The organism is Burkholderia sp. Bp9015 (assembly GCF_003853505.1).
Classification (GTDB): domain Bacteria; phylum Pseudomonadota; class Gammaproteobacteria; order Burkholderiales; family Burkholderiaceae; genus Burkholderia.
In genome coordinates this window covers 187,884-205,562 of the sequence record NZ_QTPZ01000003.1, presented here as the reverse complement: position 1 = coordinate 205,562, position 17,679 = coordinate 187,884, and the positions used below count along the sequence as shown (strand labels likewise).

At 62.7% G+C, this 17,679-nt stretch carries 22 protein-coding genes; 1 reads left to right on the top strand and 21 read right to left on the bottom strand.

What is annotated here, in order from left to right:
- Entirely contained in the window at nt 1–708 is a 708-nt protein-coding gene (locus DIE12_RS05360; RefSeq protein ID WP_124520167.1) for an immunity 52 family protein, read from the top strand.
- A gap of 36 nt (nt 709–744) precedes the next feature.
- On the opposite strand, the gene DIE12_RS05355 is transcribed toward DIE12_RS05360, so the two are convergent.
- The 21 genes from DIE12_RS05355 to DIE12_RS05255 all read right to left on the bottom strand — a co-directional run bounded on the left by DIE12_RS05355 (nt 745) and on the right by DIE12_RS05255 (nt 17,677).
- A complete protein-coding gene (locus DIE12_RS05355; RefSeq protein ID WP_124520165.1) occupies nt 745–1,533 on the bottom strand; it encodes a DNA adenine methylase in 789 nt (262 codons plus the stop codon).
- A gap of 169 nt (nt 1,534–1,702) precedes the next feature.
- Complete coding sequence (locus tag DIE12_RS05350; protein WP_124520163.1) at nt 1,703–2,197, bottom strand: DUF2514 family protein; 495 nt, start codon at nt 2,195–2,197, stop codon at nt 1,703–1,705.
- A complete protein-coding gene (locus tag DIE12_RS05345) occupies nt 2,194–2,613 on the bottom strand; it encodes a glycoside hydrolase family protein (protein ID WP_124520161.1) in 420 nt (139 codons plus the stop codon). Before DIE12_RS05345 ends, DIE12_RS05350 begins: the two co-directional genes overlap by 4 nt.
- The gene (locus DIE12_RS05340; RefSeq protein WP_059545029.1) at nt 2,606–2,899 is read right to left on the bottom strand and encodes a phage holin family protein; all 294 of its coding nucleotides are present in this window, start codon (nt 2,897–2,899) and stop codon (nt 2,606–2,608) included. The genes DIE12_RS05345 and DIE12_RS05340 overlap by 8 nt, the downstream gene beginning before the upstream one ends.
- 86 nt (nt 2,900–2,985) lie before the next feature.
- Entirely contained in the window at nt 2,986–4,035 is a 1,050-nt protein-coding gene (locus DIE12_RS05335; protein WP_124520160.1) for a phage late control D family protein, read from the bottom strand.
- Between the two features lie 9 nt (nt 4,036–4,044).
- Nucleotides 4,045–4,251 carry a tail protein X gene (locus tag DIE12_RS05330; protein ID WP_124520158.1) on the bottom strand — a complete coding sequence of 69 codons (207 nt, stop codon included), beginning with the start codon at nt 4,249–4,251 and terminating at the stop codon, nt 4,045–4,047.
- On the bottom strand, nt 4,226–5,104 hold the full coding sequence (locus tag DIE12_RS05325; RefSeq protein ID WP_124520156.1) for a phage tail protein: 879 nt from the start codon (nt 5,102–5,104) through the stop codon (nt 4,226–4,228). Before DIE12_RS05325 ends, DIE12_RS05330 begins: the two co-directional genes overlap by 26 nt.
- Nucleotides 5,105–5,114: 10 nt before the next feature.
- A complete protein-coding gene (locus DIE12_RS05320; RefSeq protein ID WP_124520154.1) occupies nt 5,115–7,547 on the bottom strand; it encodes a phage tail tape measure protein in 2,433 nt (810 codons plus the stop codon).
- A gap of 80 nt (nt 7,548–7,627) precedes the next feature.
- A complete protein-coding gene (locus DIE12_RS05315; protein WP_124520152.1) occupies nt 7,628–7,930 on the bottom strand; it encodes a phage tail assembly protein in 303 nt (100 codons plus the stop codon).
- 86 nt (nt 7,931–8,016) lie between these two features.
- Nucleotides 8,017–8,523 (bottom strand): phage major tail tube protein, encoded by a 507-nt coding sequence (locus DIE12_RS05310; protein ID WP_124520150.1) that lies wholly within the window; start codon nt 8,521–8,523, stop codon nt 8,017–8,019.
- Between the two features lie 9 nt (nt 8,524–8,532).
- A complete protein-coding gene (locus DIE12_RS05305) occupies nt 8,533–9,702 on the bottom strand; it encodes a phage tail sheath family protein (protein ID WP_124520149.1) in 1,170 nt (389 codons plus the stop codon).
- Nucleotides 9,703–9,780: 78 nt separating this feature from the next.
- Nucleotides 9,781–10,542 (bottom strand): tail fiber assembly protein, encoded by a 762-nt coding sequence (locus DIE12_RS05300; RefSeq protein WP_124520147.1) that lies wholly within the window; start codon nt 10,540–10,542, stop codon nt 9,781–9,783.
- A gap of 13 nt (nt 10,543–10,555) precedes the next feature.
- Entirely contained in the window at nt 10,556–13,027 is a 2,472-nt protein-coding gene (locus DIE12_RS05295) for a phage tail protein (protein WP_124520145.1), read from the bottom strand.
- Nucleotides 13,015–13,593, bottom strand: a complete 579-nt coding sequence (locus tag DIE12_RS05290; protein ID WP_124520143.1) for a phage tail protein I — start codon at nt 13,591–13,593, stop codon at nt 13,015–13,017. Before DIE12_RS05290 ends, DIE12_RS05295 begins: the two co-directional genes overlap by 13 nt.
- On the bottom strand, nt 13,583–14,479 hold the full coding sequence (locus tag DIE12_RS05285) for a baseplate J/gp47 family protein (RefSeq protein ID WP_124520141.1): 897 nt from the start codon (nt 14,477–14,479) through the stop codon (nt 13,583–13,585). The genes DIE12_RS05290 and DIE12_RS05285 overlap by 11 nt, the downstream gene beginning before the upstream one ends.
- The gene (locus DIE12_RS05280) at nt 14,476–14,811 is read right to left on the bottom strand and encodes a GPW/gp25 family protein (RefSeq protein WP_124520139.1); all 336 of its coding nucleotides are present in this window, start codon (nt 14,809–14,811) and stop codon (nt 14,476–14,478) included. Before DIE12_RS05280 ends, DIE12_RS05285 begins: the two co-directional genes overlap by 4 nt.
- The gene (locus tag DIE12_RS05275; RefSeq protein WP_124520137.1) at nt 14,811–15,011 is read right to left on the bottom strand and encodes a hypothetical protein; all 201 of its coding nucleotides are present in this window, start codon (nt 15,009–15,011) and stop codon (nt 14,811–14,813) included. The genes DIE12_RS05280 and DIE12_RS05275 overlap by 1 nt, the downstream gene beginning before the upstream one ends.
- 69 nt (nt 15,012–15,080) lie before the next feature.
- Nucleotides 15,081–15,839, bottom strand: a complete 759-nt coding sequence (locus DIE12_RS05270; RefSeq protein WP_124520135.1) for a hypothetical protein — start codon at nt 15,837–15,839, stop codon at nt 15,081–15,083.
- Nucleotides 15,840–15,949: 110 nt separating this feature from the next.
- Nucleotides 15,950–16,630 (bottom strand): phage baseplate assembly protein V, encoded by a 681-nt coding sequence (locus DIE12_RS05265; RefSeq protein WP_124520133.1) that lies wholly within the window; start codon nt 16,628–16,630, stop codon nt 15,950–15,952.
- Complete coding sequence (locus DIE12_RS05260; RefSeq protein ID WP_124520131.1) at nt 16,627–17,157, bottom strand: hypothetical protein; 531 nt, start codon at nt 17,155–17,157, stop codon at nt 16,627–16,629. Before DIE12_RS05260 ends, DIE12_RS05265 begins: the two co-directional genes overlap by 4 nt.
- Nucleotides 17,147–17,677 (bottom strand): phage tail protein, encoded by a 531-nt coding sequence (locus tag DIE12_RS05255; protein ID WP_124520129.1) that lies wholly within the window; start codon nt 17,675–17,677, stop codon nt 17,147–17,149. Before DIE12_RS05255 ends, DIE12_RS05260 begins: the two co-directional genes overlap by 11 nt.
- Between the last annotated feature and the right edge of the window lie 2 nt (nt 17,678–17,679).

Genomic DNA, 17,679 nt, shown 5'->3' with positions numbered 1-17,679 from the left:
ATGAAAATCACCTCCCGCTTCAGAGATCCGCAGCATGATGCGTCCGACCTGCACGTCGTCTTTGAGCAGCTCGGATCAGTCGCGCAGGCAATACACGCTCACGCGCCCCAGCTCTCCCAATGGTTCCTGACGGGCGATTCGAAAGAGGAAGCCCGTCTGTATCCTGCGTTCGAGAACTGGAAGCCTACAACGGCTGCACTGGCGGTGTTGCGAACCGAGTTCGAAGGCGCGGAGCATCGGCCGCAAATTATCTCGTTGTGGGATGGCGGCGATGACCAACGCACTGGTGCGACGTTGACGTATCTCGTCGCAACCAAAGAGCGCCCCAAGAAAATCGAAGCAGACTTCAATGACGAACGATTGTTTTCGGCCGACCAAGCCGCTGCAATCGTCGAAGCTATTGTCCAACACACCGCGCCGGCATACGTGACGGTCGAGCCTCAAGGTTACGTCGACAAGCAGGTCTTCGACGACAAACCCGGCATCGGCTGGATGCTGTACCTACCGAAGATCATCACGCAACAACAGGTACCGGAGGCACGCGCCCTTATTCCGGTCCCGGCTTCCGGAAAGCAGACTGGCACGATCATCGTCAGCGTGATCGATGGCACGTTCTCTCTCGACAATCCCGAACACGTCGAGGTCGCAAATCGCATCGAGATCCGCCTCGTTGATCAGGATCTTCTGCCGGCCTACGCGAGTATTTGAGGGAGGTGGGGCTACCGCCCCACCGATCATCTGTCTTTAGAACAGTCCGACAGGCTGCGCCGCATCATCCCAACTAAAGATGATCAGCTCGTTTCGCTGAACCCCCTTCCCGCCACCAACCGTGTATTGAATCGGCACGGTCTCGATGTGAAACCCGTCGAAAGCACGCCGAATATCTGGATGGTCGTTGAGACTGACGATCGCACGTCCCTTCAGCGATCGAAGACGCTGCGCCATCTTCTCGTACTCGCCAAACGGGAATGCCACGCCATAGCCCTCCGTCTCGTAGTACGGCGGATCCAGATAGAACAGCGTGTGTGCGCGGTCGTATCGCTCAATGCACGCGGCCCAATCGAGCCGCTCGACGAACGTGTTCGCGAGCCGCAGATGTGCAGCTGACAATTCCTCCTCGATGCGCAGCAGGTTCAGGCCCGGCGGCGTTGTCGTCGCCGTCCCGAATGTCTGCCCTTCCAGCTTCGCCCCAAAGCAACTTTTCTGCAGGTAGTAGAACCGGGCTGCTCGCTGGATATCAGTGAGGGTTTCCGGGATGGTCTGCTTCAACCACTCGAACACCTGCCGGCTCGTCAACGCCCATTTGAACTGGCGCACGAACTCCTCCAGGTGATGCTGCACGACGCGATACAGGTTAACCAGTTCGCCGTTCACGTCGTTGATGACTTCGACCTTGGCCGGAGGGCGCAGGAAGTACAGCGCCGCTCCACCCGCGAACACCTCGACATAGCAGTCGTGTGCCGGAAAACGCGGAATGATGTGGTCTGCCAGACGACGCTTGCCGCCGATCCAAGGAATGATGGGATTTGCCATTGTGAAAGCCGTTTTTAAACTTGGTGTAGAATCCGGCCCGCCTACGTAGGTAAGCAGGGCCTTGGCCGATTCACTGGCGTAGACAGTGGAAAGGCGACCGGGAGACGTGTTGCTGCACATCCCCCGGTCGCCCTGTTTCTTTCGAGACCGCACGGCCTCGAATGCCGCGTTACTGCGACAGATTCGTTGGTGCGTCGGCGATCAACGCGTCGTAGCTACGCTCGCAGTGCTGGCCGGCGATGCCTCGCTCGTCAGCGATCTTCGCCAACTCTCCCGCGCGCTCGTCAACCCTGCCGAACAAGTCGGCAAGCAGATCGAGGGCGTCGCCGGCTGCCGGGCTTCCGGCCGTAGAGCTGGAATGCCGGACGTCGGCGACGAGTGCGGCGACTTGCTTGCGCAGGCCGTTAGCAACACCGTCGGCAACAGCAGCATCGGTGCGTGCCTGATCACGTTCTTTCGCAGCATCGGTTGCGATCTCCTGTTGTGCCACCAATCGGCGGCGGAATTCATCACGTTCACCCCGCAGGCCGTCGATCTGGGTTGCCTGATCAGCAACCTTCGCCGACTGATCCGCATCACGGTGCCCCTTCGAATAGCCGGCAGCAGCGCCGACGAAAACAGCCGCGATGAGCGCGAGCCAAAGTCGAGGATCGAACCACGTCATGCGCCGCTCCGCATCATCAATGCGAGGCGCTTCGCGCGATCGCCGACCTGTCGCGCCCACAGGCTGTCGAGCATCTCGGCTGCCGCCGCGTTCCAGTCGCCCCGCTGCGTCGCCGCGAGAAACTTGCGGAACCCGAGCAACTTGCTCTGCATGTTGAACGCCATATTCATCATCACGCGCTGACGCACCGGATCGAGCGACGACCACCATGACAGATTGCGATCGAGCCATGCCTCGGTCTCGGCGATGTCGTTCTGGTACATCAGATCGATCTCGTTATCGCGGAACCCCTTGTCCGTCAGATTGCGGCCGATCCCGCCCGACACCTTGCCGACCGTGTCGGTATAAATCCGATACCGCCGGTCCTCATCGCGCGTCAGTTCGGCCTTCAGCTTCAACCCGTCGTACTTACCCATTCTTGCTTCCCCCAAAAAGTTGCTTTGCCTTCCTGCGCAGCAGGACCTCCAGGTACTGCGATCCGACGATGCCGAACGCGCTCCCGATTCCGAGCAGCGCAATCGGCGGGAGGTCCGGGATCTGCAACAGCGCGATGCCCGCGACCATCGACGTCGCCGACCCCAGCACGGCGCGGCCAGCGACTAGCCGAAACGTCAAATGCTCGCTACCCACCAACACCTTCGCGATCCCGATCAATCCGCCCATAACGATCAGCTCCAGAATCGTCTTTTCATGCTCTTGCATCGGTTCCCCTTGTCCCGATAAAAAGAAAGGCCGCTCCGGTTTCCCGTGAGCGGCCTGCAAATACAGTGCGCGACGCGTAACTTGCGCTACTTCGGCGCTGGCACCACTAGATCGATCTTCTTGCCCTTCTTCTTCCCGTGCCCGATCTTCGCTTTCCCCTTGTTCCCTCCGTTCAATGTGACCACCGTGATCCACCCGCGTGACGCGAACGTGTGCTCGACCGACTCGATCAGGAACTCGCCATCCACGCCGGTCTTGAAGCCCTTGAGCGCGATCGTCTTTTCAGCCGACAGATCTGCGCGGCCGCGCATCGTGAGCCGGCTCGTCGACGTGTGCCGATTGAGCGTCGCCAGTCGCGAAGTCGCCCCTGCTTTCGCGGCCTCCGAACTCGCAAACGCGTGTCGTTCGGTATGCACCGCGGACGCGCCTGGCGGAGCATCCGGATTCGGTATCGTCAGGTCGATCTTCTTCCCTGTCTTGCGATCGTGTACCTTCGTGCGCACGGCCGCGAAGCTCGCGCGATCGGGGAAATTGATGTCGTAATCGAGCAGATCGCCCGGCGTGAGCGTGACGATCGCCAGCGGCTTGCCGCTCGCGCTCTTACCACCGCCACGCGGCAACACGATCAGCTTCCCTGCCTTGACCGTTGCCGTCGCGCCATACTGGCGAGCCACGCGCGTGATGAAATGCAGGTCGCTCTCGCCGAACTGGTCGATACGCGGCACGACGACGTCGACGTCGCACGCGGCCGACCATTTGTTACGACGCGCGACATCGCCGACGATGTCGGCCAGCTTCGCATTCGACCAGCTCCCGTATCGCTGCGTTTTCGACGTCGCACGCATGTTCGCGGGCTTCCCCCGGATCACGACGCTGGCCGGCGGCCCGCGCACGCCGACCTCGTCGACGGCATACTCGCCGAGCATCGACAGTCCCTGCTCGTCCCATCCGATCGACACCTTCAACGTTGCGCCCTTCGGCGGAAACTCGATGCGGCCGTCGCGATCGTCGAGCGTGATCGTGCACTCATCTGCGTCTAGACCGGGTTTGTCGATCGCCCGGATCTCCAGCACGCGATCCTGTATCACCTTGGTCACGTCCGAGCCGTTCGCGACAACCTGAAATATCGCTTCCATCGCACCTCGCTATGTCCAGAGCTGGACCGATTCAGCACGCGGCGCATCGAGATCCGGCAGCAGGATCTCGACGCCGGCCGGGAACGGCTGCGGCCGAGCCGCAAGCCCCGGATTGGCGTCGTACACGGCCTCGACCGCGCCCTGCAACGTCCCGTAGTACCGAAAGCAGAGCGTATCGAGCACGTCGCCGTCAGACGTTCTTAAAGTCTTCGCCATAGCGGCCGAACTCCACCGAGAATGTTTGCTTGCGCGGCAAGCCGTCCATGAGTAGCGCGTCCTGCTCCTCCTCAATCGACTGCAGCAGCCACCGGCCGAGCACGTCGCCGTCGCCTGTCGTGAGCTGCACGGGCTTCATGCGTCCGCCGATCTCGCGCAGGCGGTGGATCTGCTTCGTGCCGGCCCCGAGCGCCGGAAACACCACGCCCGACAGCGTGATCGTCTCGCCGCCTTCGCTGACCGGCTGCAGCGCTTCCTGCCGGTTCAGGCGCTCCTGCGGCGCAACGCGATAACGCGTCGCCCGCCGGAGCTTGTCGTACGCGGCCGTCGACAAGTTGAAGTGGAACGCATCACCCGCTTCGCTCGTCATCGACATCAGGTGAGGCGTGCTCGACGTCGCCCCGCCGACCAGCCCGGACAGCATCGAGCCGACGCCCGTCGACTGGATCACATCGAGCACCACCGAGTCCTTGATACCGACCGCCGCGTTGAACTGATTCCACGCCCCGCCAAGCGCCGACTTCACGCTGTCGGCAGCAGCCCGCACAAGTGGGAAATTCGATCCGTCGGCGACCTTCAGAATCGAGCCGATCGACGCCTGCGTCGCGTTGAAGCTGCGCAGCACCGTGCCGACCTGCGGAAACAGATCGCCGGCCACCGACAGCGCACCCGACGCGCCGGTCAGCAGCCCGGCTGCGCTGCTGAGATTGCCGCTCGCGAGTCGCTGCAGCACGTCGACCGTCGACATGCTGGCCGCGCGATTCCGGTCGAACACGCGGACCATCTGCCGGACGCGCTCGGTCGCGATGCCCGCCTGCGTCGCGGCCCCAGTGATCTGCTGGATCACATCCATCGTCACCCCCTTACATATGCGGCGCGTCGAACATTGCCGTTCGCGCGTTCGCCTTGCGTTGATGCTCATCCATCATTCGCGTCAACATCGGACTGACCTGCGCGAGGAACTTGTTCGCCATGTCAGCATCGGTCCCTTCGATCTTCACGTGGAAGACCGGCGCGAAGGTGTTCTGCTGCTCGATACGCGGCCCCGGTCGAGCGCCGACACCCGTCCCGTCGGACGCCAGCGCCTTCGCTTTCGCGAGCGCCGCGACGTTCGGCGGCGTCTCCTCCGTCTTGCGCCCCAACACCCTGCGCGAGACAGCACTGAACAGCTTGTCGCCAGCAAACGTACCGACAGCGCCACCGATGACACCAAGCACCGCCGACCCGATCGGTCCGCCGAGCGCACCAACCATCGCGCCGATCTTCGCCCCCGCCACGCCACCGGCAAGACTGCCAGCGATGCCCGCGAAGCGGTTCGCCTTCTGCGTGCTGGTGTCGGTGCTCGATGCCACGGCATACGCTTCCCGCGCGGCAAGACCGAGCTTCAGGACCGTGCCGGCAATGGCGAGCTTGCCGGCATACGGTGCCACGCGGCCGAACAGTGCCCGACCGGCATTGAAGATGCGCCCGATCCGCCCGGCCCGAGCCGCACCACGTGCAGCGCGACCAGCCCGACCACCACCGACGAGATCGCTCAGCCCGCCACCGCCCATACCACCACCGGGCAAGTTGACGACGAACACCCGCTGCACCCCACCGGCTGCACCCGCAGCCCCGCCGAGCGCATCGAGCGCCCGGCCCACGACACCGCCGGCACTGCCAGCACGTCCCGCAGCAGCGCGACCGCCTCGCGCGATGACGGAGCCACGCGCGATGTCAAACGCGCCACGCCCGATCGTCCAAAGTGCCTTTGCACCACGAAACGCGAGCGCCGCGCCCGCGATACCAACGACGGCTGCTGTCGCCTTCGGTGCCGCGTCCGCAACGGACTGGATACCGCTCCCGAGTCCCTTCGCGCCCTCGCCAATTCGATCCGTGATCGGACGAAGCGCGTCACCGATGCTGCGCATCGCGTCGTTCCAGCGCTGCCCCACCTCGCTCCAGATCTGCTTGGACGTCTCGCGACGCGCCTCCAGATCCTTCTGAATCTCACCGCTCGCCTGCTGCGCGTTGCGCTTCAGGTTCGAGTACAACTCGGCGTTTTGCATGTACGCGGTCAGCGCCGCCTTGACCTGCATGTCGTTGAACAGGTCGCCGGTCTTCATCGTTTCGGCGAACGCGTTCATCTGCGCCTGACGCTTGGCCGGGTCCATCTCCGAATTGAACTGCTTCGCTGCCGTCGCGAGCTGCTTCGCTTTGGCCGGGTCGACGCGCTCGATGTACGCGCGTGCGAGCACGAATGACGCTTCCAGCGTCGACCAGCCCTTGCCGATCGCCTCGCGCATCTTCGTCTGATAGTCGACGCCGGCCTTCGCGTAGTTGCGCTCTGTCTCGCCGGAACCGATCTTTGAGAACCAGTTTTTGAGGTTGTTCGCAGCCTCGTCGGAGCTGCCCGCCGTCTTCATCTGCACCTGGAGCATCGCACCGAGCTGCGTCACCGAGTCCTGCCCTGTGATGCCGATCTTCTTCATCTCGGCGAGCAGCACGGGAAACCACCGCGCCATGTCGACAGACTCGAACGACCCTTCTTTGCCGAGATACGCGATTGCTTCGAGCGCCTTCGACATCTGCTGCGGGTCGACGATCTCGGCGTTCTGCTGCAGCGCTTGGATCATCTTCGCGGTCTCGACCGTCGTCGCCCCTTGGCCGATCGAGAACTTCGCGACCAGCGGCGCAAAGTTCAGCGCCCGATTCAGATCCATCCCGCCCGCAACCATCTGGTTGACGGCATCGGCCAGCTCGTTGCGACCGATGCCGTTCGCAGCAGCATCACGCCGGATACGCGAGCCCATCGCGGCCTCTTCCTGCGTGCGCGCAATGCCGGCCTTGATCGCGATGTCGCGAATGATCGCCTGATAGTTCGCCGCAATCGTCGCAGGCACCGCGACCGCCGCTGTCAGCTTCACTGCGTCACCGATCACGCCGCGCCCGGCCTCCTGACCGGCTGCCAGCCGCTCATGACCCGCTATCCTCAGATCCAGCCCCCGCGTCGTCCGGCCAAGCCGCGCATACGCGCGATCGAGCCGGTCGACCTCGATGCCGGCATCCCGCAGCGACTTGAGATTGCTATCGAGCTTGCGGCGGATGCCGTCCGCCGCACTGTCGCCCGCCAAGTGCAGCCGGCGGAACTCATCCTGCAGGCGCATCGTCTCGCCGATCTGGCGCTGCCAGAGCCGCGAATCGTTCGCCCGCTTCTTCATCGCGTCGATCTTCGACGACGTGTCGGTGATCGCCTTGCCGAACGTCGCCGACACCGCCCCGCCGATCACGATGCCAAGTGCTAGGTCTTTCGCCATCCCGGCTCCCTCAATCCGTCAGCCACCAGAGCATGTCGTCGACCGTCATCTCGTCGATCGACGTCGGCGACATGCCGTACTCACGCACCAGCCGAAGCGCCAACGCCTTGAGCGTCTTTCGGTCCAACTTTGCGTACGGATCGAAAGGAGTAGTAGGCGTCCTGCACGCGCTCGTAATCGGCCATATCCATCGCATCGAGATCGCTCGGCGCGGTCTCGGCGAGGGTCGCGAACAGAATCAGCTCCTGCTCTTCGGCATCGTTCGGCGCGAGCTTCTGCGCGCCACGCATGTCGCGCACCTTCGGCCGGCGCATCGTGAAGGTGTCGCACTCGACACCGTTGAGCTTGATCGGATACTCAAGCTTGACCGTGACCTTGTCCATTGCGGTTCCTGAAATGAAAAATGGCGAGCCGTCGGCTCGCCATTGATTGAAGAAAGTAACTTTGCTACATGTCCGTCGAATGACGTCTACGACATGCCGAGCTTCTTGCGAATGTCGGCGAGCTGATCCACGCCATTGATCACGCGCTTGCACGCGAAAATGTCGATCTCGTGCACGATCGCACCGTCGATCTCCAGCTTGTAGTAGTCGCACGATACGTTGAATTTCGCGTCGACCTTGTCGCCCGGCTTCCACTCTCCCGGATCGACTTCGTAGAGCATGCCGCGCAGATATACAACGACACTCTTCGAATTACCGCTGCGATCCTTGAACACCGCGCGAAATACGCCGTTGAACGCGCCCTGATCCACCAGCCCGAAGAACTTCAGCACGTCGTACTCCATCGTCGCCATTGCGAACGACGCTTCGAGTGCTTCCATGCCTTGATCGACCTTGACCGCCGCATCCATGCCAGCCGCGCGGTAGTCGTCCGTCTTGAGTTTCAGCTTCGGCGGCGTCATGCTCGTCGCACGCCCGGCATAGCTACGGCCATCGACGAACGTGTTGCAGTTGTACAGAGTTTCCGGAATCATCGCTCCCCCTTAGATCTGGTTATCGAGCACTTCGGTCAGCCACTGGTTCGTGACCTCGAAGCGGAAAATCGGGTTCTCGGCCGGCGGGACATCCGTGAAACGAATATTCCAGTACACCTTGCCGTCTTCGAGCTGGCTCGCCGTGTTCAGCTGCGGGTCCGGGTAGACCTCGAAATTGATCACTGCGCCCTGACGTTTCAGGTCACGCATGAACGCCTGCAGACCCTCGGTCACGTCACTGACGTACGTCGCCGTGATGCCACGGTCGACCGCCCACTTGTGGCCGGCCTGCACGGCGTCCATGACGATGTCGAGCGTGCGCACGCGCGTGACGAACTTCCACTTCGGATCGGCCGACAGCGTCCGGTTGCCCCACAAGCGAAAGCCGCCGTCACGAATGATCGTCGTGACGTTCGCGTTGTTGAGCAGGTTCGCGCGACACGTCTCGTCGCCATCGAGGTATTCGATCGGCCGGCCCGTGCCCGTGATCTCGACGATCTCCTTGTTCGACGGCGACGCCCAGAAACCGATCTTCGCGTCGGTCTGGCAGAACAGCCCCGCTGCGTACGTCGACGCCGGCAGCGCAATCGCCGCCTTTGCCGCCGTGTCCCATGCCTTCGCACCGGGGTCGACCATGTACAGGCGCTTGCTGCCGAAATTCTTCGCGTACGCAATCGCCGCTGCATCGTCGCTATTCGGGCCATCGATCACGGCGACCGCGCGCAGCTTGCCGGCAAGCGAATCGGCCGCCGTCGCGACCGGTTGCTTCGACGTGTGGCCGGGCGCGATCAGCAGACGCGGCTGCGTGTTGAAAAGCGACTTTGCGTCGAGCAGCGCTTGCATGCCGGTGCGGGCACCGCCTGCGGTGACGCCACCCACAATCGCGGACGTGAGCTGCGCCGCGTCGGCGACGGATGCGACGCCGACCGCAACGACGACCGCGCTGCTCTGTGCGTAGATCGCACGCGCCGAGCGGGCAATCGCGCTCTTTTCGCCAAATGCCCGGACCGCGTCGCCGTAGCTCGTCAGTTGCACCGGCACATTCGGCTGCGCCAGACCCGCGCCCGGCGTGTAGGTGTCGGTCAGACCGACGATCGACGACGACGGCACCGCAATCGTGCGCGGGCCGCTGTCGACGATGGTCGTCGTGATGCCGTGAAAAAACGAAGTCGCTGCCATGCGGATCTCCAGAAATGAAAAAAGCCGCTCGATTGAGCGGCTTATGAAATGAGACAGCGCACGAATGCGCCGGGAGAGTTACTTTGCGTCGACCTCGACCGGCGGCTCGTTATCGCCCGCGCCCTCACCGTCAGCGGGCACTGCGGATTCCGCATCCAGGGCCGTCTCGACCGCCTCATTGAGGTGAGCCGCCTCCGCCTCGCGCCGAGCGGCTTCCTCGGCCTCACGTGCAGCCTTCTCCGCCCGCTGCGCCTCGACCTTGGCAAGCAACGCTGCGGGGTCCGGCTCGGCCGGCCATACAACGTCGTTCGGGAACGTCGGCAAGTCGACCACGCCGACGAGCGCGACCTGATACGCGGCCCACGCGTCGAACGTCGCCGAATCGATATCCGACAGCAATCCCGTCACACGCGCGTCTGACTTCCCGAGATTCTGCTGACGCGCTTTTTCCATGCGCGCGTAGAAGTCCGCCATCGCGGCCGCACGCACGCGTTCAGCAACGACGGCCTCATCCAGCACCCACGCGCCATCTTTCCAGACGTATTCGTCGGACGGACGAGGCACATCCGTCAATCCCGCGTCGCCGGGGCTAACACCTGCGACCGTGATCTCGCCCGGCTCGCCCGTGTCAGTTCGATACAAGCGGACGCCGCGATAGTCCGGCTGCACCTTCCATTTGCCGTCCTGCCAGAACGGCCAGGAACGCGTCGGCACTTCCGGCAGAGGCGTGAGCGTGCAGAAGGCCGGCACGAGATAGCGACTCGCGTCCATCGGGTCGCGTTCCGCGAGAAAGCTCGCGACGTAGCGCCCGGTTTGGTTGTCGTATTGATTGCAAAGCATGTTTGACCTCGAATTAATAAGCCCGAATCATGGCGAGCAGTGCAACATTGCGCGGACGGGTTTCGTTACCGCCGTCAGCTGCGACGCTGATCGTATGCGAGTGCGCTCCGGCCGCACCGATTCCGACGTTGTGCCCGTGATTACCGTCCGCTGCGATCCAGATCCCCGTGCCAGAAACAGACGACCCAACGTCATCACCCCGATCCCAGTTATATGGGCCGCTACCCTGACCGTAGCTCGTTCCGACGACCCCGACACGACCAATGCGCGTGTTGTGCGCGTGCCCCGGATCGTGAACCCCGTGCGCGTGAACACCTTGAGCGTCCGTCCATGCGCTGTGAGAGTGGTCGCCGACAGCGGAAGCAGACGCTCCGTGCGCGTGCGAGCGGTTCTGACTGTCCTGCCAGCTACCGATCTGGCGCTGCGCATCAACGCCGCGTGCATCGTCCCAACAGCGCACGAACTCGCCGCGCAAATCGGGCAGCCGGAACGTCGTATTGCCATCGCCGCTCGAAAAGCAGCCGTGACGCCCCTTGCCCCAGTCGGCATCCGACACGATTGCACCGCTTGCCTGCGCATACGCCCATAGCAGCGGATAGTCCGCCCGCTTCAACACGGTGCCGTTAAGCTTCAGAAATCCGACGCGCGGCGCAGTCCGGGCTTCCCACACGATCTGCCCGATCTGCACATTCGCGACGGCCGCCGCAAACCATGCCGACGTGATCAGCTTGTCCGAGTTGTCGCCCGCCGGTGGCGCAGTTGCCGTCACCGTTCCACCGACCTGAAGCAGCGCAGATCCGTTGTCCGCTACGCTGCCAATCAAGACCCGTCCGGCCGAATTGATCGTTACCTTCTCTGTTGAGCCGATCAGAAACGAGTGCCGTCCGGCGAGATACTGAAGGTTCCCCGTGCCGTCGGCTGTCGCATCGCCACCCTTGGCGATGATTCTTGCGTCGTAGTCACGCGGTGCACCGGAGCTATGGAAATCGATATATGGCGTTCCGGCCTCGGTCGTACTCCCCATTTCGATGTTCGCCTGCTTCGACGTCAAAGCCACTCGCGAAGTGACGGAAACGCCACCGCCGACTTGCAGCAGGTTCGATGCGTCATCGTTGACGTTCCCGATACCGACACGACCGCCCTGCGCCATCAGGCGCATCATGCCGAGCGTGTAGCCGGCCGCGCGACCGATGTTGATCGCACTTTGCGAACCGACGTAGCCATCGTTGACAGTGCGGATCGAAAGCTCCCCGGCCGCTCCGGCCAGCACCTCCCAGGTCTTCTGGTCGACGGGTGCACCCTCGCGAACCAACTGGATCGACGTCTGACCCGCACCACCGCCGTTAGACGCAACAAGCGCCCCAACCGAGTTGGTGCTCTTAAGCGCCCCCTTGTTTTGAAACGACGATCGCCCGTCGTCCCATGCGCCTCCCGACAACACACGTCCGCTGTTGGGCGCGAGCTCGACCGTGCGAATCGACGTACTCTGATCGGCGCGCATGATGCGAATTGCCGGAGTACCGATCGTCCAGTCGTCGTCGAGTGCACGAATGCTCATGCTTTCGTTGTTCGACTGGATGTCCCACATCTTCATATCCTTGCCGGCTCCAGCAGCCCGCAGGACAACGTCGCCTCCCGTATTGGCTCCGAGCGTGACGCCCGAACCCATCGTCTTGGCGTTACCGGCACCGCCGCCGAAGTAGCCAACGCCCGCACATTCGACATTACCGGCGAACCGCGCGTAACCACCGAAAACAGCGCCGCAGCCGGTTCCATCGATACGGACGGCACCCGTATCGAGCGCCCATGAAAACGGTCGGAAGTCGTTGTAAGCGCCTTCCGGATCGCCTTTGTTCGTTGAAAGCAGCCATGCGCTCTTGTTATCGTTGCGCAGCATGACGCCGTATTCAGTGCCAACCGCCCGAAACTGCGCCCCATTATTCGAATCGTAGCCAGCACTACGGACACCACCCGTCGTGCCGATTATCCCCTGCACCCGCAACGCATCTTTTCCGTTGTCGGCAGCGCCGCCGACAAGCCACCGCCCTTGCGGAGTGATCCGACCACGCTCAGCCCCGCCTGCGATCAGAGAAAGCCATCCCCGGGCACCAAGCGTCAGGTTATTGTCGAGCATGACAACGTACGGCACACCTTGAGCGCCGACCTGGACATGCCCGTCGGCCGGAGAAAACATTCCCGAGTCCGGATCGCCATCGAACGCATATCCAACGTTCTTCGGGTTGTTCGGTGCAATCTCACCGGCCTTGCCAAGCAGCGCCCCCGTCATCTTGCCCCCGGACTTGTCGAGCTTTCCAGCTACGACTTTGTCGGCCCCGTCTGCGCGGTCCTTGAGATAGCGCGTGCGGTTACCAAGTTGCTTCAGCGCGATATTGTCGACACCGTCCGGGCCACCCTGCACGGGATCTGACGTCTCGAACTGACGAATCCCCGGCTCCCACTTACTCTCTTCCTTCAAATCGGCCATGTTCCGATTACCCCTCGCGTATATTTACCGTTGCGCGTCGCGACGCCGTTGTGCCGGATCGCCACCTCAGAAAAATCGAGCCACGCCAGCAAGCTGCGCGCTGGCGCGTAGCGCTCTATCGCGCGCTTCAGGTTTTCGCCTTGATCTCGCGTCACTGGCTGCTTCAGCGTCACGATGTACTCGGCCCAAGCGGATGAACCGCCATACAGATATCGACCGTTGCGCTTAACCGAGCCGTCCCGACGCTTGACCTGCCGCCCTTCCTGAATATCGATCTCGCCGAAACCGAGCCGCCGCACGATCTCGCGGATCGCCCACGGCGTACCCTTCTTTTGGTAGATCGCCAGCGACGATTTGATCAGCGCTCGGCGTGCGTCTTCGGACTCCGCCAGCTCCCACCCGTCGACCGCGAGCGACCATGCGAGCCATGGCAGGAATGTGGCCGGGCAGCGGTCTGCATCCCAGAGCGTGCGGATCACATCAGGATCGACACTCGGGCGCATCACCTGCGCGAGTGCCGCCTCAAGGCTCGTCTGGTTCGACGGCAGCAGTGCTTCAGTCGTCATCGGCCACCTTTGGATTGAGTACGATCGACGTGCACCGCGCGAACTGGTCGATCGCGCATACGACGTCGGCGGCAGGTGCCTTCAGATCGACGCGCACGACACCCGAAGATTTGGGATGCAGCGCTCCCGTCACCGCCGAGCGCGGCATCCCGACACGCAGCGCTTCGCCCGCCGCGACCGCAACATCCAGATCCTGCCGACGCGCGGCGATCACGACACCCGGATCCGGCCCTCGCCCGACGTACACGTCGGCGACGATCGCGTAATTGACAGGCCGGGCCGCGACGACCAGCAGCGTGTCGTTCAGCGGCCGACGGTCTTCCGGCGAAAGTGCGCGGCGCACCGTGTCGAGCAGTGCCGCGGTCGCCACGCCACCGTTCGAATACGACTTCACGACCACGCGCACCACACCACCCTCGGGGCGATCGACGCGTACGTCAGCAACGTCCGGCGACGCGTCCATCGCGAGCGACCGATACGCGCCAAACGGGCCGGCCGTCGACGATCGCTCAATCCCCATCTGTGTGCGCAAACGCAAACGGTCGTCGCGCTCGGCGATGGCCGGAACAGGCGGATGCGCCTCCGGATCGCCGGGTTCGACCGTCTCGCGCTGCAAATTCCAGAGCACCGCGAGGTGTTCGAGATCCGCCCCCGTCGCATAAGCCAGCAGCACGGCACGGCCCGCGTCGTTGACACGCGCCCGAAACCGGATTTCTTCGTACGCGGCCAGCTCCAGCAGCTTGACGACCGGATCGGATTCGAGCGCTGCCGTCCAATCCGGATAGATGCTCTTGAAGTGCTCCAGCTTGCGCTGGTACACCTCCTCGAAGTCCAGCGTTTCGACGAGATCAGGCGGATCAAGCGCCGACAAATCGATGACTGTCATGTCGTCACCTCGAATACGACGTCATCGCCGTTGTACTGCCCGGCGATTCGAAAAGTTACTTTGCCGTCTACGACAGACAGCACGTTCACGCGATCCAGTGCGAGGCGCGGTTCCCAGCGGGCGATTGCGCGCGCAGATTCAGCCTGTGCCGCCGAGATCCAACCGCGCGTGACAGGCAAGTCAACCATCGCCGGGAGGTCCGAGCCGTAGTCGGGTCGCTCTCGACGCGTTCCCTTGCGCGTGCCGAGAATGTCCGCGATGCTCTGCACAAGATGCTCGACGCCTCCGATCAATCGGCCCGTGCGGCGACACATTCCGACCAGCGCGACCATCACTGCACCTGTGCTTCAACGCGCTTGAAGTCCGCGCGAGAGTCCAGGTATTTGATGTGCTGCGGCTCCGTCACAGTCGCCTTGCCTGCCAGCACGGCAATGTGCGAACCATCGGGAAACACAACGACTCGACTGCGAAACTCGGTGTCGATGAACGTCACGGGTACCGTGCCGCTACCTTGCCGTGCGTCTTTCGCCATAAACGCCTCCACAAATGAAAAGCCCCGCACAGGGCGGGGCAAAGTTACTTTTTCGAAAACTCGACACACTTACGACGCGGGCTTTTTCACCTTGACAGACGAAGGTTGGGCTATCGTGCGCATCTCGACATTCTCGACAGGAAGTTGAACCACTTCCCCTTGGTTGTACAAGGCGATGCGCTTTTCCGACTGCGCAATCACGTATCCGTGCCCCGACTCCTTACCGTCTCGAAGAATCGAATAGCATTTTGCCTTCGATTTCTCGCAACCTTGGTCGTAGTCCTTCTTGTCGTAAGTCGCGGCGATCTGCCCCGCCGCGTCGCCGATCCCTGAAGGAATCGAGATAAATACAGGGACGAAAATACAAAACCATCCTAGCGTGCCCGCGATCAGTACGGAGAAGAACAGCGTACCCAAGTATTGCTTTACCGTTGGATATTTCTCCAGGAATCTGCGGGCCTTTCCGGACGATTGGCTAGGCGCCGCCGCAAGCAATTTAAGTCCCTTTCCGGCTACAAATAGCACGGCGAGAAGAGCAGCCATTACGCCTGTGAATTGGAGAAGCTTTGCCCAGTATTGGCTCAACCAGCTTTGGAACCCTAGCGACGCATTGAGTGCCCCCCACATGGCGAGTACGAGATGCCGCGACCGGTCAATCGGAAACGCCGCGGAATCGATCGAGAAAACGCGAAGGTAGGAGGCATAGTAAGCATCCCCAAGGGAGTATGCCGTTCCCAACATCACGACACCGACGACCGACAACATGATCGCCCATGGCCACTCCAACACATGTTTCTTGTCGGATTGTTTCTTTTCAGATTCGCTCATTCAAAAAAACCTCTCATTGAGAACCAAACTCTGGTGAATCGCCAGCCCCAGAGACAACATACACAACGACGAGGTTTTCGATTAACTGTTGAAAATGACAGGACTGGCACCTATAGCGGCGCACCAACCAACTCACCGTCGCCCTGCTCGCGGTGCCTGTGTTTGCTCACGGACTTACCGGCCGCGACAACGTCATCGGTAAATTCGGCACCGCCCTTTACCTTCATCGCAACACCACTGCCCTCGCCGGGCCGGCCCTGCATGCCGCCGTTGAACGTCAGCAATTGCTCGGTCGTCGTATTGCCGGTAAACGTCGAGTCCGGCACATCGGCGAGCAGCTTTGTCGTGCGCAGCATTGCGCCGTCCGCCTTCAGCTCGAACTCCGTCGCGCCAATGCGAAACACGATCCGACCACCGGCCGGTACCGACAACACGTATTCATGGCTCGCATGGTTGTACTGCTCGAACGCGCCGTCCGGGAAGTCGGTCGCAGTCTCGTCCGGACTGGAGCGTCCCGAGCCGCCGTGCTGGTCCGTGTAGTAACCGGGCGCGACAAATGCACCCGCGAGATCACCGGACGGTGCCCATAGCGCGACCTCCTCATCGATCGACGGTGGACGCCACTGCCGCACCTTGCCGGCCGCGCCGGCCTGCCATTTGAGCCAGTCGCTCACCCAATCGCCGATGCGCACCTTCACGCGCGGCGGATCGTACGTGACCGCCTCAACGACCGCGGACTGCGTCAGACACGCCATTCGGCGATCCATCTCGCCCAGCTCGAAGTCGCTCACACGTTCCCCCACGCCAGATTCGCCGGATTCCAGTATTCGTCCTTGTGCGCAGGCCCGGTGTTGGGATCAACGCCCCACAACACCGCGCGCCCCTTCGTCGGCGGCTCGTACGCGTCGCCCAGGTCGAATTCGTGCTCCCATTCGACGAGCCAGACAAGATACGTATCGAGATCCGGGCGGAACGGATCCTCGCCCGCCGAGCCGACTTGCCGGCCGGGCGTGACAGACAGTTCCCACGTCGCACCGTGCACCGCCTGTAGCACGCGCGCGGACAGCTCTCGAACCAGCAGCTCGGCACCGGGGACGATCGGATCGACGATCACACGCGCCTGCATTCGGCCAACGAGCGGCACGCGCCCGGTGCCGTCGTCGTGCCCCGGCTCCAGTTCGGACAACTCGATCGCAATAAACGGCGTCTCGATCGACTTGCCGATCTTCGGATACGCATAAATGCGCTCGAGATCCGGCAGCTTCGTGCGCAGGCCGGATTCGACGCCGTCATGCAGTTGTTTCAGGTTATCGAGCACGGTTTATCGCCTTCTGCAGTTCATAGTTGACCTCCTGCCGCAGCACCGTCATCAGCCGGGCCTCACATGCCTGCGCGGCCCGGCGAAACGCCGGATCGCCGGTCTGCGACCACTCGACCTTCACGACCTCGAACGGCGTCCGCTCTTTCCCGATGCGTCGGTAGATCGGCCCGTCCGGCTGTCGATTCGTCTTGCGCCACGCGCTCTCGAACAACGATTTACCGGCCCGCATGCCCTTCTTCGTGCGACGGACCGAGCCGAGTCGGTGCGCCTCGATCGGATTCAAGCCGAGCCACACCTTGCCCGTGTCGAGCGACCGCATGAAGAAATACATCCGCTGCCGCAGCAGCTTCTGCTGGATGCCCGTCGCGTTGCCGACCTCCTTCGCCGTCTGGCTCCGGATCCACGCGCCCGTCTTGCGCAGCGTGCGCCGCCATGCCGCCTGCATCGCAGCAGGCGGCAGGCCCGCGAGCGCTTCGAGCGCCCCCTTCACGTCGATCTCGACTTTCAGCAGATCCATCG